At 28.6% G+C, this 16,019-nt stretch carries 17 protein-coding genes and 1 riboswitch; of the genes, 12 read left to right on the top strand and 5 right to left on the bottom strand.

Going from position 1 to position 16,019, the window contains the following annotated elements; all coding sequences use genetic code 11:
* Nucleotides 1–138: 138 nt before the first annotated feature.
* Both KGF38_RS08715 and KGF38_RS08710 read right to left on the bottom strand, forming a co-directional pair.
* Nucleotides 139–1,299, bottom strand: coding sequence for a sensor histidine kinase (locus KGF38_RS08715; protein ID WP_176702551.1), 1,161 nt, complete (start codon nt 1,297–1,299; stop codon nt 139–141).
* Nucleotides 1,287–1,961 carry a response regulator transcription factor gene (locus KGF38_RS08710; RefSeq protein WP_074180000.1) on the bottom strand — a complete coding sequence of 225 codons (675 nt, stop codon included), beginning with the start codon at nt 1,959–1,961 and terminating at the stop codon, nt 1,287–1,289. Before KGF38_RS08710 ends, KGF38_RS08715 begins: the two co-directional genes overlap by 13 nt.
* A 345-nt stretch (nt 1,962–2,306) precedes the next feature.
* On the opposite strand from KGF38_RS08710, the gene KGF38_RS08705 reads away from it, so the two are divergent.
* Entirely contained in the window at nt 2,307–2,798 is a 492-nt protein-coding gene (locus KGF38_RS08705) for an EFR1 family ferrodoxin (RefSeq protein WP_227832307.1), read from the top strand.
* Between the two features lie 107 nt (nt 2,799–2,905).
* Here KGF38_RS08705 and KGF38_RS08700 read toward each other — a convergent pair whose 3' ends face one another.
* On the bottom strand, nt 2,906–3,409 hold the full coding sequence (locus KGF38_RS08700; protein WP_054269026.1) for an Rrf2 family transcriptional regulator: 504 nt from the start codon (nt 3,407–3,409) through the stop codon (nt 2,906–2,908).
* Nucleotides 3,410–3,651: 242 nt separating this feature from the next.
* Here KGF38_RS08700 and KGF38_RS08695 point away from each other — a divergent pair, with 242 nt between their 5' ends.
* Both KGF38_RS08695 and KGF38_RS08690 read left to right on the top strand, forming a co-directional pair.
* Nucleotides 3,652–4,023 carry a pyridoxamine 5'-phosphate oxidase family protein gene (locus tag KGF38_RS08695; protein WP_054269027.1) on the top strand — a complete coding sequence of 124 codons (372 nt, stop codon included), beginning with the start codon at nt 3,652–3,654 and terminating at the stop codon, nt 4,021–4,023.
* 28 nt (nt 4,024–4,051) lie between these two features.
* On the top strand, nt 4,052–4,228 hold the full coding sequence (locus KGF38_RS08690; RefSeq protein WP_054269028.1) for an indolepyruvate ferredoxin oxidoreductase subunit alpha: 177 nt from the start codon (nt 4,052–4,054) through the stop codon (nt 4,226–4,228).
* A 165-nt stretch (nt 4,229–4,393) separates the two neighbouring features.
* On the opposite strand, the gene KGF38_RS08685 is transcribed toward KGF38_RS08690, so the two are convergent.
* Nucleotides 4,394–5,221 carry a carbon-nitrogen hydrolase family protein gene (locus KGF38_RS08685; RefSeq protein ID WP_054269029.1) on the bottom strand — a complete coding sequence of 276 codons (828 nt, stop codon included), beginning with the start codon at nt 5,219–5,221 and terminating at the stop codon, nt 4,394–4,396.
* A 201-nt stretch (nt 5,222–5,422) separates the two neighbouring features.
* A riboswitch (guanidine-I (ykkC/yxkD leader) is annotated at nt 5,423–5,528 on the top strand.
* A 67-nt stretch (nt 5,529–5,595) separates the two neighbouring features.
* On the opposite strand from KGF38_RS08685, the gene sugE reads away from it, so the two are divergent.
* Nucleotides 5,596–5,916: a quaternary ammonium compound efflux SMR transporter SugE gene (gene sugE / locus KGF38_RS08680; RefSeq protein ID WP_054269030.1), complete on the top strand. Its 321-nt coding sequence runs from the start codon at nt 5,596–5,598 to the stop codon at nt 5,914–5,916.
* A 139-nt stretch (nt 5,917–6,055) separates the two neighbouring features.
* Here sugE and KGF38_RS08675 read toward each other — a convergent pair whose 3' ends face one another.
* Nucleotides 6,056–6,736 carry a phosphoribosylaminoimidazolesuccinocarboxamide synthase gene (locus KGF38_RS08675; protein ID WP_021382918.1) on the bottom strand — a complete coding sequence of 227 codons (681 nt, stop codon included), beginning with the start codon at nt 6,734–6,736 and terminating at the stop codon, nt 6,056–6,058.
* A gap of 398 nt (nt 6,737–7,134) precedes the next feature.
* Here KGF38_RS08675 and KGF38_RS08670 point away from each other — a divergent pair, with 398 nt between their 5' ends.
* The 8 genes from KGF38_RS08670 to KGF38_RS08635 form a co-directional block, all read left to right on the top strand.
* Nucleotides 7,135–8,187 carry a galactitol-1-phosphate 5-dehydrogenase gene (locus KGF38_RS08670; protein ID WP_054269031.1) on the top strand — a complete coding sequence of 351 codons (1,053 nt, stop codon included), beginning with the start codon at nt 7,135–7,137 and terminating at the stop codon, nt 8,185–8,187.
* Nucleotides 8,188–8,243: 56 nt separating this feature from the next.
* Nucleotides 8,244–8,660, top strand: coding sequence for a PTS sugar transporter subunit IIA (locus tag KGF38_RS08665; RefSeq protein ID WP_161803362.1), 417 nt, complete (start codon nt 8,244–8,246; stop codon nt 8,658–8,660).
* Between the two features lie 23 nt (nt 8,661–8,683).
* Nucleotides 8,684–9,157 (top strand): PTS system mannose/fructose/N-acetylgalactosamine-transporter subunit IIB, encoded by a 474-nt coding sequence (locus KGF38_RS08660; RefSeq protein WP_054269033.1) that lies wholly within the window; start codon nt 8,684–8,686, stop codon nt 9,155–9,157.
* A gap of 45 nt (nt 9,158–9,202) precedes the next feature.
* Complete coding sequence (locus tag KGF38_RS08655; RefSeq protein ID WP_054269034.1) at nt 9,203–9,961, top strand: PTS mannose/fructose/sorbose/N-acetylgalactosamine transporter subunit IIC; 759 nt, start codon at nt 9,203–9,205, stop codon at nt 9,959–9,961.
* A 23-nt stretch (nt 9,962–9,984) separates the two neighbouring features.
* Nucleotides 9,985–10,824, top strand: coding sequence for a PTS system mannose/fructose/sorbose family transporter subunit IID (locus KGF38_RS08650; protein WP_054269035.1), 840 nt, complete (start codon nt 9,985–9,987; stop codon nt 10,822–10,824).
* Between the two features lie 360 nt (nt 10,825–11,184).
* On the top strand, nt 11,185–11,832 hold the full coding sequence (locus tag KGF38_RS08645) for a response regulator transcription factor (protein WP_054269036.1): 648 nt from the start codon (nt 11,185–11,187) through the stop codon (nt 11,830–11,832).
* On the top strand, nt 11,825–13,219 hold the full coding sequence (locus KGF38_RS08640; protein ID WP_227832306.1) for a sensor histidine kinase: 1,395 nt from the start codon (nt 11,825–11,827) through the stop codon (nt 13,217–13,219). The genes KGF38_RS08645 and KGF38_RS08640 overlap by 8 nt, the downstream gene beginning before the upstream one ends.
* A 432-nt stretch (nt 13,220–13,651) precedes the next feature.
* On the top strand, nt 13,652–16,019 hold a 2,368-nt coding region (locus tag KGF38_RS08635), incomplete at its 3' end, for a cell wall-binding repeat-containing protein (protein WP_227832305.1).

The raw sequence follows: 16,019 nt of genomic DNA, 5'->3' as shown, positions 1-16,019 counted from the left end.
GAGTGTAAGTTTTAAAACTCAATTTTTTCTCAGTTTCTCAATTTTATTTACTTAAAAATTTATTTCAAAAAGATATAGTCTATAAATTATAAATTAACAAAAACTTATAGAAGAGCAGTGGGGGATTGTAAAATTGCTTTAATTTTTTGTTGAGAATTTAGCTGTAATTTTAGCACTATTGGATACGTTATTTTCAATGGAAATAGAGCCACCATGTTTTTCACATAATATCTTAGATATATAAAGACCCATACCAAAATGTATGTTGTTGTTATTTGAAGCCTTATCTCTATAAAAAGGTTTTAAGGCTGATTTTAGAGATTCTTCACTAAATCCTATCCCATCATCTTCAATTACAAATGTAAGAAGTTCTTGTTCAAAATATATGAGTATAGATACATTATCTTTCGCATATCTAAAAGCATTTGATACTATATTTTCAATAACTCTGAAAATAATATTTTCATCAAACAATAGATTTATATTATTTAGATTACTTTTAAGTGTAAAAGATTTTTCTTCTTGTTTAGCAATGATAGATAGATTTCTATCTAATTTTTTTATAAACTTGTCTATATTCAAGAGAGCTTTTGAAACAACTAAATCTTCCAATCTTTGAGAACTACTCATATTCTCTACATAACATTCAATTCTATTAATATGCTCAGACATAAGTTGTGTAGTTGATAAAATCTTTTCATCACTAAGTTTTCCTGTTGGTATGTATTTTATTAAATAATTTGAGTAACCTTTTAGAACGGTTAGAGGATTTCTTAAATCATGGGAAAAAGCAGTATTGAGCTGTTTCCTATCATTAATCATAGTCCACATTTTTATATTATTTTTCTTTAGTTCTGACCTCATTTTATCAAAAGCATTGCAGAGATTACCTAATTCATCATTATTTTTATATTCTAAGCAAAAGTCTAAGTTATTTTTAGATATTTCAATTGCACCTTTGTTGAGTATTTCAATAGGTGTTTTCAATTTTATCTTATAAAAAATTATATCAGCCAGTAATAAAAATCCTATAAAAAATACAAGTGGAAGCACAAGTTGAAGTGTGCTAATTGCATTAAGTAATGTTTTATCATAATCACTAAACTGGTTAATATTATTTTGTAGTATAGTTATAGTTCCTGTATGTAGAGGTGTACCTAAATACTTATTTTGTATAGAGTTATATATATTATTAAGCAAAATGTACGATAGAGCTGTAAGTACTGATGCTATAATTAGTGAAGATAAAGTAAGAAAAAAGAAAGACTTTTTTAGTGACATATTATTTATTTTATCCATTTGTAACCAACTCCCCATACTGTTTCTATGTAATTTTCAAGAGTATATTTTGATAATTTGATTCTTATTTTTCTAATATGCTCCATTATAACATCGCTATTGCCATTACTATTGTATCCCCAGATTCTATCATAAATTCTTTCTCTATCAAATACTTGACCAGGATTCATGGAGAGAAGCTCTACTATATCAAATTCTTTTTTCGAAAGTGAGACTTGATTGTTATCTATAGAAATTGACCTTTTTTCATAATCTATTACTAAATTATTATAAAATTTAATTTTGGTTTGTTTAGACTTTCTTTGTTCTCGTCTTAAATGAGCAGACACTCTAGCTTCAAGTTCATCTAAGTCGAAAGGTTTTACAATATAATCATCAGCACCAGCACGAAAGCCATTTATCTTATCAGTATTTTCAATCTTAGCAGTAATAAATAGAATAGGGCATGATACATAATCTCTAACTCTATTACAAACCTCAATCCCATCTATTTCGGGCATATTTATATCAAGTAAAATAATATCTGGGTTCATGGATATTTTTTCTAATGCATCTTTTCCACTTTGAGCAGTGAAGACCTCATAATCGTTCATTTCAAAGTAATCTTTTAAGAGTGTTATTATACCTTCTTCATCATCTACAACAAGTATTTTATTGTTCATAAAAATTCTCCTTTCTAAATATAAGTCTTTAAAGTATGCTTATTCTAGTATAAAAATCTCAATAAATTATCAAATTTCTAGGTGTATATCAAAATTTAATCATTAAAGTTAGTATATTTTGAGGCATTAAATAAATCAAGCATATGATTGTTGGTAATTTTAATTGAAGACATATTTTATATCAATTAAACATCAGATAAATTATAAAAATGAATTAATATACATTAATCAGTTGATATATCACTTACTGTTGTTTTTTATATTTGATTAAAATATAATTGATATACCAACTAATTTTATTTTAGATAGTTATTAAATAAATAGAGAAATCTCGATGTTGATGTTTTGTTAAAAGAGAATGGGTATGAATTAAAGTTAGGTTCAGGTATACAAATGGTTTCTAATTATATTTGTGAGTACAGCATTAAGGATGATAAAAAAATTAGTAATTTACTTAGTAAAGCAGAACTTAAGGCTAACAAAGTGTCAAAGGATATTTTAAATAAGAAAAGCAATAAAATTGGTAAAACAAATTTTATATATAAAAAGTTATATAAAAAATATATTTCATCTTGTGCAAATCAAGATAGATATTTTTCTGTTGAAGATAGTTGTATAGAATGTGGTATTTGTTCAAAAGTATGCCCTGTAAATAATATTGACATTGAAGAGGGTAGACCAAGATTTTTACATAATTGTGAACATTGTTTGGCATGTGTGCATTGGTGTCCTAAACAAGCAATTCAATGGAAAGATGTAACTAAAGATAGAAAGAGATACCATAATCCAAATGTAAAGTTGGAGGATATGATGAAGGAAACTATTAAGGATATTTGATAAGAAAAGATATATATTTATTAGTGGATAGATTAGTAATTAAGAGAGAAGTTACATATTATAAAAAGACATGGTGTTATTTTATAGTGTGTAACTTCTTCAATAAATTATTTTTTAGTATTTTTAAACCATTCTATTGTAGCTTTTTCCATATCTTTAGGAAGTATGTTATTATATACTTGATTATATAACCATGATAAAGTCTTATTATTCAAGTATTTTTTCATTTCATTCTCAGCTTCTAGCATTACTACTTTTATTAAACAAGGACATTTAGTATGCGTGTCTGGTAAATTTTCTTTATCTAATAATATGTTATTTTGTCTAATTTCTGCACATTGGAAGAATGATTCTTTTCCTTCTACTGCTTCAATAACATCCCAAAATGTTATATCTTTTGCATCACGAGCTAATGCATATCCACCTTTTACTCCTGGAACAGATTTTACTATTCCTGATTTACTTAATTTAGCATATATTTTTGATAGATAAGTTTCTGATATTCCTTGAAATGTTGCCAAATCTCTAATTCCAACAGATTTACCTTCTTCTAAATTCACCATATATAATAAACAATGTAGTGCATATTCTACTCCTATTGAAAACTTCATTACAACAAAACTCCTTCTCTAAAATAATATCTTTAATAATACATTATTATTAATTATCATTCAACCCATTACCTTAATATCAAATTTTACAGAATAATATAATTTTTATCATTGACATAGTGTAAAAACTATTATAGTATAATTAAAGATAATTAATATCGACGATAATAAATATCTTTGATATATTTTTTAAATATTTATCAATTTAAGAATGATTCTTAATATACAGGAGGAAATATAAATTGTTTACAGAAAAATTTTTTGAAGTATTAAATAATGAAGGTGTAGTTTCTATAGTAACTTATAATAATAGTGAGGCTCATGTATCTAACACTTGGAATAGTTATATAGTTCTTGCTGACGAAAATAAAATCTTAATTCCAGCAGCTGCAATGATTAAAACAGAGGAAAATATTAATATCAACTCCAAAGTTAAATTAACTATTGGTAGTCATGAAGTAATGGGATATAGATACATGGGAACAGGTTTTTTACTTGAGGGAAAAGCTAGATTCTTAAAAGAAGGAAGTGATTTTAAACTGATGGTAGAGAAATTTCCTTTTTTAACAAGAGTATTAGAAATTACAGTTGAGTCTTGTAAACAAACTTTATAAAGTATATTTTAAATTTGAGGAGAAAATTATGCCAAGAAGAATTAATAAATCTAATTGTATAGGTTGTGGGTCTTGTGAGAAAGTATGTAAGGTTGGATGTATAACAAAATTAGAAGAAAAAAGAATAATTAATGAATCTGTATGTGTTGACTGTGGAGCTTGTCAACTTATATGTCCTAAAAAGTGTATATCTCCAAATCAATAGAAATATCATCAAGTAAATAGAGTTAATAGTAAAATAATGATTTATTTGCTAAGTCAAAACTATGAAATATGGTGAAAATAGTAGTGTTTGTTAGAGTACAACTAGAGAGAGCTATTGCAGAGCAGATTTAATTTGCTCATGCAATAGCCTCATCTCTTATGTTTATTATTTCAAAGTATTAAGTTCATATAAGTCTGTTCTTCTATGTTTAAGCAAAGGTAACTGTTGTCTTATTTCAGGAATTAAATCTCTATCAATATCAGCATAAATAATACATTCCTTTTCGTCTGCTTGAGCGATAATTTTTCCCCAAGGGTCTGAAATTCTTGAATTGCCAAAAGCTATGTAGGAAGCATCTTTATTTCTAGCAGGTGCAGCACCAACATAGAATATCTGATTATCTAAAGCACGCATTCTTACAGATAACTCCCAATGAGCAGGGCCAGTAGTCATATTAAATGCAGCAGGCAAGATAACGATTTCAGCACCTTTAAGAGCCATTAAACGTGATAACTCAGGGAATCGAATATCATAACAAATAGCTATACCAACTTTTCCATATTCAGTATCTATTACAGTAACATCATTTCCTGCTGTAAGAGTATCTGATTCTTTAAAGCTAACCTTTCCTGTAACTTCAATATCAAATAAGTGCATTTTACGATGTTTTCCAATTAGAGTTCCACTTTTATCAAATACATAGCAAGTATTATAGATTTTTCCATCCTCTAATTCAGGTATACTACCAGACACTAGATAAATTCCATGCTTTTCAGCTAATTCACTCAATATAGTTGTCGTTTCACCTGGATATTCTTCAGCAAATTTAGGAAAGTATTTATTTTCATATGGACAGTTAAACATTTCTGGCAGAATCACAATTTTAGCTCCATTGATGGCAGCTTCCGTTACCATTTCTACAGCATGATTGATATTTTCAATTTTATTTTCTGTAGTCATCATCTGACATACTGCAATTTTATAGGAATTCATAGAAATTACTCCTTTCAATATTTTTATGTTATTATAACATATTAAATAAAAATTAGATATTCTTAGATTCTTATAAGTAGGTAAATAAAATAAATAAGTGTATCTAAAAAAATATGTAGATATTATTATGATTATGGGCTATATCCATATATTGACTTTTATTATATATGTTGATAGTATTATAAATACAATAGAATAATTAATAGAGTTTTATAGGGTTCCGCAATTATTAAGGATTGGTCTGGTCCAAGATAAAACCCACAACATAGTTTTGTTGTGAACACGGAAGGATAAAAACCTGGGAGATATTTTAGAATATTTCTCAGGTTATTTTATTGGTAAAAAAAGAGATATTTGAAAAGAGGGATGATTTTATGAAATGGTTATTTTTATTTATTGCAGGTTTGTTTGAAGTTTTTTGGGCTTTTCAACTAAAAAATTCTCATGGATTTTCTAAATTAACTCCAAGCATACTTACTGTCGTTGGAATGATTGTCAGTTTTTACTTTTTATCATTAGCACTTAAACATCTTCCACTTGGAACTTCATATGCCATATGGACTGGCATTGGTACAGTTGGTACAGCTATTGTAGGGATTGCTATATTAAATGAGCCTATCAGTATAGCTAGAATTGCATGTATAGGTCTTATTGTTGTGGGGATTGTAGGTCTAAAGTTGTTGTCTACTAATTAGAATAACTTAATTTAAATAAGCTATGAAAGTAAAGATTTTCTAAATGTCTTAAGATAATTACATTTAAAAATTCTTTACTTCATAGCTTTTCTTTTTTACAAGTTTATTATATTTGAAAATTAGATGTATATACTATGTATTATTTTGCTAATAAAAGAGCAGTTAAATCCATAGGGTCAACTATTACACCATCTTTATAAACACGCATATTTCCAGATGCTATTTCATCTATTAATATTACTTCATCATTGTAGAATCCAAATTCAAATTTGATATCATAAAGCTCAAGTCCTTTTTCAGCTATAGTATCACGAACTATATTAGAAATTTTTTGAGTCATACTTTTCATTGAATCAAATTGAGCTTGAGTCATAATATTTAAAGCTTCTAGACCTTCAGATGTTATAAGTGGGTCACAACGGTCATCATCTTTTAAAGTTGCTTCTACATAACAATCTAGTTTAGCTCCTTCTTCAACACATGAACCATAACGACGTAAGAAACTACCAACAGCTCTATAACGACAAATAACTTCTAATCCATTACCAAAAACTTTTGCTGGTAGAACTTCCATAGTTGCTTCTTCTAAATTAGCACCTACATAATGAGTTTTAATTCCAGCATTGTTTAGAATTTCAAAGAATTTAACAGATGTTTCTAAATTAGCTCTACCAATTCCATCTATACTTAGGCCTACACTATTTTCACCTGGATCAAATACACCATCTTTACCAGTTACATCGTCCTTAAATTTTAATAAGTAATTTCCATTATCTAGTTCGAAAACATCTTTAGTTTTTCCTTGATACACTTTTTTCATAAACAACCTCCAAAAAGTTAAATTATTATATTGAATAAGGCATTAGTGTCAAAAAAGTTCTGATATTCGCATGAAGATTTATGTTGATACCTTATATTTAATATTATATCACAAATAGTAGTAAAATTTCCGAACATTTTTGTAAAAATAATAAAAAAAGTACATTTTATAGATTTTATGATATAAGACATATCACAGAAGGTGAGTGTCATTTATATTGACACACATAAGGCTTCATATAAAAAAAAATTGACACACTTTGACACACATTTAATGATAATCTGATAAATCGCATGAAAACAGTATTTACATATATTGGCATGGAAGTTGCTTAATATATTTAACATATAGAACATGAATGTATATTTAAATAAAATAAACAATAGGGGTGAATGGTAGTGAAGTCAGTTAGATTCTATGGTATAAGAGATACAAGAGTTGAGGATGTAGAGGTACCAAAAATATTAGAAAACGATGATGTGATAGTAAAAGTAAAAGTAGCTGGAATATGTGGCTCTGATATATCAAAATATTCAAAGACAGGTCCACATATGGTGGGAGAAATTTTAGGTCATGAATTTTCTGGAGAGGTAGCTCAAATTGGTTCAGAGGTAAAAAATTTCGAAATAGGAGATAGAGTTGCTGTTTGCCCAGCTATGCCATGCTTTGAGTGTGATGAATGTAAAAAAGGACTATATTCAAGATGCAATAATGTATCAATAATAGGAAATAAAGAGCTTGGAGGATGCTTTGCTGAGTATACAAAGTTAAAAGAAAGAAATTTAATAAAAATACCAGATGAAATAAGCTATGAGACAGCTGCTGCATTGGAACCAGTATGTATAGCAGGACATGGTCTTTTTAGGTCAGAGACTAAAGTTGGAGATACTGTTGTAGTACTTGGAACAGGACCAATAGGATTATTTTCAATACAATGGGCAAAGATATTTGGCTCTACGAAAATAATAGCTGTGGATGTGTTTGATGAAAAATTAGAACTAGCAAAAGAGTTAGGGGCAGATATCTGTATAAATGCAAAAGACAAGAATCTTATAGAGGAAGTAAAAAAATTAACTAATGATGCTGGTGCAGATGTTGTTATTGAATCAGCAGGAACTCCAATGACATGTGGTCAAGTGTTGTTGTTAGCTAAAAAGGGGGGGACAGTGTTGTATGCAGGAGTACCATATGGAGATGTAGCTTTGACTAGAGAACAATTTGAGAAGATAGTACGAAGTGAATTGACTGTAAAAGGAACTTGGTTTGGAAATTCATTCCCATTCCCAGGAAAAGAATGGAGTGCTGGGTTATATCATATGAAGAAAGGGGATATGAATGTTGAAAAATTAGTAACACATAGAATAAACTTGGAGGAAGTGCCATCTTATTTTGAAAAAATATACAAAAGAGATATTTTCTTTGGTAAGATAATGGTTAATGTAGCTAATTAGATTATAGTATTAAAGTAATAATTTAAATTTATATAAAAAGTTTAGTTAAGAAAGGTATGATTCATATGGCAGGAATAGTTATAGCTGCACATGGAAATATGGCTAAGGCAATGTTGGAAAGTGCTGAATTAATAGTAGGCAAACAGGAAAAAGTGGAAACTTTAGGATTAAACCATGGTGACAGTATAGATGATTTTAGTAAAAGATTAGAAAATGGAATTGAAAAATATAAAGATGAAGGTGTTTTATTATTGCTTGATTTTTATGGTGGAACGCCATTTAATACATCTGCTATTGTAATAAATAAATTTGCTAAAGTATGTGAATTAGAATGTTTAACAGGTGTAAATTTACCTATGCTTTTAGAATTATTTTTAAATAGAGAAAATATGAAACTAAAAGAGTTAAAAAATTTATGTGAAGAAGTTGGTATATCAGGGATTAAAGATGTAAAAGCAGTTTTAAATATATAAAATAAAAATCTGGAGGAATTATTATGAGTAATATAGCATTAACAAGAATTGATGATAGATTAATACATGGTCAGGTTATTACTGCTTGGTGTAAGATTACATCAGCAAAAAGGATAATAATAGTAGACGATTTGGTTGTAAAAGACCCATTCATAGTTCAAGTTTTACAAATGGCAGCACCATCAACTGTTAAGGTTGAGGTACATGATGTAGAATCAGGTGCTGAGGTATTAAAATCATATAATGGGGATGAAAATTTAATAGTCTTAGTTAAATACCCTAAAACTATTTTGGGTCTAGTAAATAATGGAGTAGATTTAAAAGAGTTAAATGTTGGAGGTATGGGAGCTGGACTTGGAAGAAGAAGTTTTTATAAAAATATATCTGTATCAGATGAAGAAAAAGAAATATTTAAAGAACTAATATCAAAGAATATTAAGTGTTTTATACAAATAGTACCAGATGCAAAAAAAATTGATGTAGGAACGTTATTATAAAAATACTATCTTGTGAATCTTTAGGAGTATATAAGGAGGAAGTCTATGCAAATTTCATTAATTCAGGCAGTATTAATAGCAATTTTTTATTATCTTTCTTGGAGTCCATGGTTGACTTATGTTGGATTTTTTACATGGAATAGACCTTTGTTAGCTGGATTTGTAACAGGAATTATATTAGGAGACCCTGTTCAAGGTGCAATTATAGGAGCAGGTATAAATATGATATATTTAGGATTTATATCAGCAGGGGGGGCTCAAATGGGGGACCCAGCTTTTGCAGGATATGTGGGGACTGCTTTAGCTATAGCATCTAAGCTAGATGTAAGTACTGCAATGGCAATAGCAGTTCCATTAGGTACTGTTGCAACGGTTCTTTGGATTGGAAAGATGACAGTAAATTCTTTTTTTGCACATTGGGCTGATAAGGAGGTTCAAAAGGGGAATGTTGACAAAGTAGCATTTATAAACATAGTCCCTCCACAGATACTATTATTTGCAATGAGTTTTATACCTGCATTATTAGTTGTTTATTTTGGACCAAATGCCATAGATGGGATGTTGGAAGTAATGAATGATAATGTACTTCATGTATTTAATGTAATTGGAGCTATGTTACCAGCACTTGGAATTGCTATGAACTTAAAATTGATTGGTAATAAATTTACTATGCCTTTTTTCATATTAGGGATATTAATGGCTGTTTATTTTAAAGTAGATATAATAGTAATATCTGTTATTGGGGTAATACTTGCTCTTACAATTACTTCAATCAAGTACGGAAAAGATAGTGCTACATCTTAAATACATGAGAGGGGGAAAATATTATGTCAGATATAAAAAGTGAAGTGTCTAAGAAAACGTTAAGCAAGAAGGATGTAATAAAATCATGGTTAAGATGGTTTTTCTTTGCACAGTCTAATTATAATTATGAAAGATTACAATCAACAGCATTTTCACATTCAATGTTACCAGTACTTAAAAAACTATATCCAGATAAAGAAGAGTTAAAACAAGAAGTTGAAACTCATTTGGCATTTTTTAATACAGAGCCTATATGTGGATGTGTTATACATGGAATAACAATAGCAATGGAGGAAGAAAAGGCTAATGGTGCAGATGAGATAAGTGGAGATGGTATGAATGCAATAAAAACAGGTTTGATGGGTCCATTAGCAGGTATTGGTGATACTTTAACTCAGGGAGTTATAACACCAATAGTGTTAGCTGTTTGTATTGGTTTAACTGAGGGAGGAGCATCAATTGCAGGACCTATATTATTTGTAATAGCTCAATATGTAATAATGACTTCAATTTCTTATGGAATGTGGACAAATGGATATAAGTACGGTAAAAAAGCTGTTGAAAGCATACTTCAAGGTGGGATAGTAAATAAGGTTATAGAGGGAGCTTCTATACTAGGTACTTTAGTTATGGGAGGACTTGTAGGTAGATTTATTAATTTATCCACACCAATAAGTTATACTAGTGGAGATTTTAAATTTAGTCTTCAAACTGATTTACTTGATAAGATATTTCCAGGATTAATTCCTTTGGTGCTTACATTATTAGTACTTTTTGCCTTAAAGAAAGGACTTTCTCCAATAAAAATAATGTTTATATTAATAGTAGTGGGAGCTATTACAGGTATTGTGGGATTATTTTAAATAAATGTATATACTGTATGTGTCAAAGAGGATTATAAATAGATTGATTAAATTTATAATAGAAGTAGTAATAAAAGGTATAGTAATTAGGGTAAATTAAATTCATAATAGAGTAATTTTTAAGATTATACACATTATACAGAGTATATAATCTTTTAAAAAGTACCTCAGAAAGATTTTTAATCTAGATGAGGTACTTTTTTATTTGTACATGAAATTTTAAGTTGATTCAAAAAGATAGCAATTACATGTAATTAATATATTATAAATAATTGTAAACTTCTTGTAACATATATTTTATATAATTGAAGCAATGGATATAATATGTAATATGATAATAAATTTTAGGGATGTGAATAGATGAATATATTAATTGCTGATGATGAAATTAGTATGCTTAAGATACTTTGTGCATATTTCAAAAAAGAAAATTTCAATGTACTTACTGCAAAAAATGGGGAAGAAGCTTTAGATATTTTTTATGAGAATAAGATAGATTTAGCGATATTAGACTGGATGATGCCAGTAATTGATGGAATAGAGGTTTGCAAAGAAATAAAGGAAAACAGTAACACAAAAGTGCTTATGTTGACTGCCAAAAGTCAAAGTGAAGATGAGATAGAGGCACTTAATATAGGAGCAGATGAATACATAAAAAAACCATTTGACCCTAGAGTTTTAATAATAAGAGCGAAGAAACTAGTAAATTATAAGAATACAATCAATATTAAAGATTTAAAAATAGATTTTAGTTCAAATAAAGTTTTTAAAAGTGGCAATGAACTACCATTGACTAAAAAAGAATTAGAATTAATGCACTGCCTAATCAATAATAAGGGGATTGTTTTATCTAGGGAAAAACTTTTAGATTTAGTGTGGGGCTTGGATTATGATGGAGATTTTAGAACAGTAGACACACATGTAAGGAGATTAAGAGCGAAGATAGGAGAAGATATAATAAAAACTTATAGAGGATTAGGGTATAGTTTGGAGGACTTTAATGACTAAACTAAACAAAAAACTGTCCATAAGCATATCCATAGTAGTTGTAGTTGTATATGTGATGTCGATAGCTATAAATAGTATGTTTATTCATAGATATTATTTACATGAAAAAAGAAATATATTGGATAATATTGCAGATGAAATAAAACATAAAGACATAAACAGATTAAAGTCAGATATTGATTCTATTGAAGAAAAAAATAATACAGATATAGTATATATAGAATTAAATGAAGATTACAAAGATAAGGGCAATATAGATAAAATAAATAATGATTTATTAAATGCATTTTGGAAGAAAGGACTAAGTTTAAATAAATTTTGGATTGAAGAAGATAGCTTAAAAAACATTGATAATAAAAGTATAAATAAAATATATAATCAGGGTAAAACCAAATATAGTTTACTTGTAAAATTTATGAAGAAAGATAATTACTTGTTTGCTATATCTATACCTATAGAACATTCTGAAGAAACTATTAGTATTGTAAATAGATTTAATATAATTATGGGTATTTTTTCAGTAATCATAATAACTATACTTATATTTATCTTATCAAATAGAATTATAAGACCTATGGAAAAGCTAAAACTTCTATCTAAAGATATATCTGAATTGAATTTTAGAACTGAATCTATAAAAACTAATGATGAAATAGAAGAATTAGCCTATAGCATAAATATAATGAGTGTAAAGCTTGAGAAAGCACATAATGAATTGAATAAGAGAAATAAGAATCTAAAATCTTTTATATCAGATGCATCTCATGAAATGAAAACTCCAATAGCACTCATAAAAGCATATGCTATAGGTATGAAAGATGGGCTAGATGATGGTACTTATACTGATACAATAATTGAACAGGCAGAAAATATGGCTAATACAATAAATACTCTTTTGTACTGGGCAAAATATGAGAAGAGAGAAGTTAATTTGCAACCAGTAGATTTAAAGGAAAGATTATATAAAAGTTTGAAAAACTATGAACTTTTGATTGATAAAGGTAGTATAAGTGTTAAGTGTAGTATAGAGGATAGAGACTTTGTAATAAGTTCAGATAAAGATAGTATAGATATAGTATTTAATAATTTGATTAGTAATGCGATAAAGTATACTAGTAATAATGAAATAGAGATTAATCTTTTTGAAGAGAATGAGAATGCTGTATTATCTATAAAAAATGGTATAGATTATGATATGGAAGATGATATAGAGAATATCTGGAAGCCTTTTTATGTTTTGGAGAAGTCGAGAAGTAAAGAACTTTCTGGCACAGGTCTTGGTCTTACTATAGTGAGAACTATACTTGAAGAAAATAATTTTGGATACAGGGTTGAAATTTGTGATGGAATGATAGAATTTTATATTATCTTTATAAAAGTAATTTAAATTAAAATATAAATATAAAGAATAATTAAAAAAATATCATAATTATTTGTTTTTCATATGGAAAAAATTGGTTTTATAAGATATAATTACAAGTGTAAATAATAAAATTTATTTGTAAAAAAAGTAGCACTTTTAATTCTAAGGGCTACTTTTTTTTATGTAAAATCCTCTCTTTTACTACAATTCATTAACAAAAAAATTAAATCTACGTTAAAGTATAAATTTACTAACTTTTCAATTAATTAGAAAACTTGTTTATTTCCTTATAATAACTATAATGTAAAAAAATAGTAAGTGAATTATATATTAATTATAAAATCATTATAGTCAGAAAACCTCTTTAAAATTAAGCATTAAGTATCCCTTAGAATTAGAACGGGAACAGAATTAAAAAATTTAAATGTTATCAAATGGACAAGGGGGAAAAATACAATGAAAATACCAAAGAAGATTGCTGCCATGCTTACAGTTACAATGATAGCTGGAAGTTCAACAGCAGGTATAGCTAGTGCACAAACTGTAGCAACAAATTTAACGGGACAAGAAAGATATGAGACTGCTGTTAAAATAAGTCAAGATGGATGGAAAAATGCAGATGAGGTAGTAATAGTAAATGACTCATCTATAGCAGATGCATTATCTGCAACACCATTTGCAAAGGCAAAAAATGCTCCAATACTTTTAACAGGTAAAGATAAATTAAATGATAAGACAAAAGCAGAAATACAAAGATTAAAAGCTAAAAAAGTATACTTGATAGGTGGAACTTCTGTATTAAGTACAAATATAGAAAAACAAATAAAAGATTTAAAAATATCTTTTGAGAGAATCTCTGGAGCTGAAAGATACCAAACATCTTTAGAATTAGCTAAGAGATTAGATGCTATAAGTGATGTTAAGAAAATAGCTGTAGTTAATGGTGAAAAAGGGCTTGCAGATGCAGTAAGTGTGGGAGCACCAGCTGCACAAAACAATATGCCAGTAATACTTGCTGATTCTAAAAATGGAACAGCAGTAGCGGATAAATTTATAAAGGATGCTGGGATAACTCAATCTTATGTAGTAGGTGGAGAGAGTTCGGTTTCTGAGGCTGTTAAAAATAAACTACCAAATAGTACAAGATTAGGTGGAACAGATAGAAATGATACAAATGCAAAGGTAGTAAAAGAATTCTATAAGAATACAGATTTAAAAAATGCTTATGTGACTAAAGATGGTATGAATAAACAAGACCAACTTATAGATGCATTAGCAGTAGGTGTACTAGGTGCTAAGAATCAATCACCAGTAGTTTTAGTTGGAAAAAATTTATCAGCTTCACAAAAATCCTTAGTTAACTCTAAGAGTTTTGATAAAATAACTAAAGTCGGTGGAAATGGTAATGAGACAACATTCAATGAAATGAAGTCATTACAAGAAGTAAGTACAGTTGAAGCTAAGACAATTTCTGAGTTAAAATCAGTTGTAGATAAAGCTACTGCAAATGATGTTATAAACTTTAAACCAACCAGTGAGGTTAAAGAAGCATTTACAATACAAACTGATAAAGCAGTAACAGTAAATTTAAATGGTACATATACAAAGACTGTAACTATAAACATGCCTAATGGGGATGTAAACAACTATGCAAAAGTAGATGATGTAGTTATAGATGATGTAAAAGATGGAACTTTCATTAACTATGGAAAAATAACTAACTTAAAGGTTAATGATAAAAATGGAGCTAAGATAGAGAATAATTCTAAAGGTGAGATTGGTAGTTTAACAGTAGCATCTGGAGCAAGCCAAGTAAAAGTGACTAATGGTGGAAAGATAACTACAGTTACAAATAATTCTAAAGGAACTACTATAGATAATAAGGGCTCAATAAGTAGTGTTAAGGGAGATAATTCTCCAACAATAAGTGGAAATAGTCCAAGTTCTAATTCATCAGGAGGAAGTTCATCAAGTGGAGGAGGTTCACATGGAGGAGGTTCATCTTCAGGAGGAAGTTCTTCTAATCAAACATCAGTAAATAATGAGGCAGCAAAAATAACAAGTGTAACTACACCAGCAAAAGATGCAACTAAACTGACTATGCCATCAGTATCGAGTGGATACACAATAAAGATAAAATCATCAAGTGATGAGAGTGTTATAAAAAAAGATGGAACAATATTACCACCAAATACGGCAACATCAGTAAAATTAGTGTTTACAGTAACGCATACATCAAGTGGAAAGACAGCAGATACAAAGGAAATTTCTGTAATAGTACCAGCTAAATCAACTGATGAAGAATTACAGATAGCAGTAAATAATGAGGCAGCAAAAGTAACAAGTGTAACTACACCAGAAAAAGATGCGATTAAATTAACTATGCCAACAGTAGCAAGTGGATATACAATAAAAATAAAATCAGCAGGTGATGAGTCTGTAATAAAGAAAGATGGAACAATAATACCACCAGATGCAGAAGAAACAGTAAAAATAGTGTTTACAGTAACACATATATCAAGTGGGAAAACAGCAGATACAGCAGAGATAGATGTGGTAGTGCCAGCAAAATCAACAGAAGTAGTAGCAGCAGTGTCAACTGTGAATGCAACAAATGGAACATTAACAATAGTACTAGATAAAGCGCCAACAGTAGATCCAGTTGCAGGAGATTTTACAGCAAATAAATCAATAGATGGAGGACAAGAAACGGAGTTAGCATTAGATAACTTCAAATATGAAAAAGCTACTAAAACAATAACATATACATTTACACCAATAGAACAAACAGATGCAAGTCAAAGTGTAGTAGTAGGAGTTGAAT

Origin of the sequence: Clostridioides sp. ZZV14-6387 (assembly GCF_020657835.1) — a bacterium.
Classification (GTDB): Bacteria; Bacillota; Clostridia; order Peptostreptococcales; family Peptostreptococcaceae; genus Clostridioides; species Clostridioides difficile_A.
Note: the sequence above shows the minus strand (reverse complement) of the source record. Positions and strands in the feature narration are given on the sequence as shown.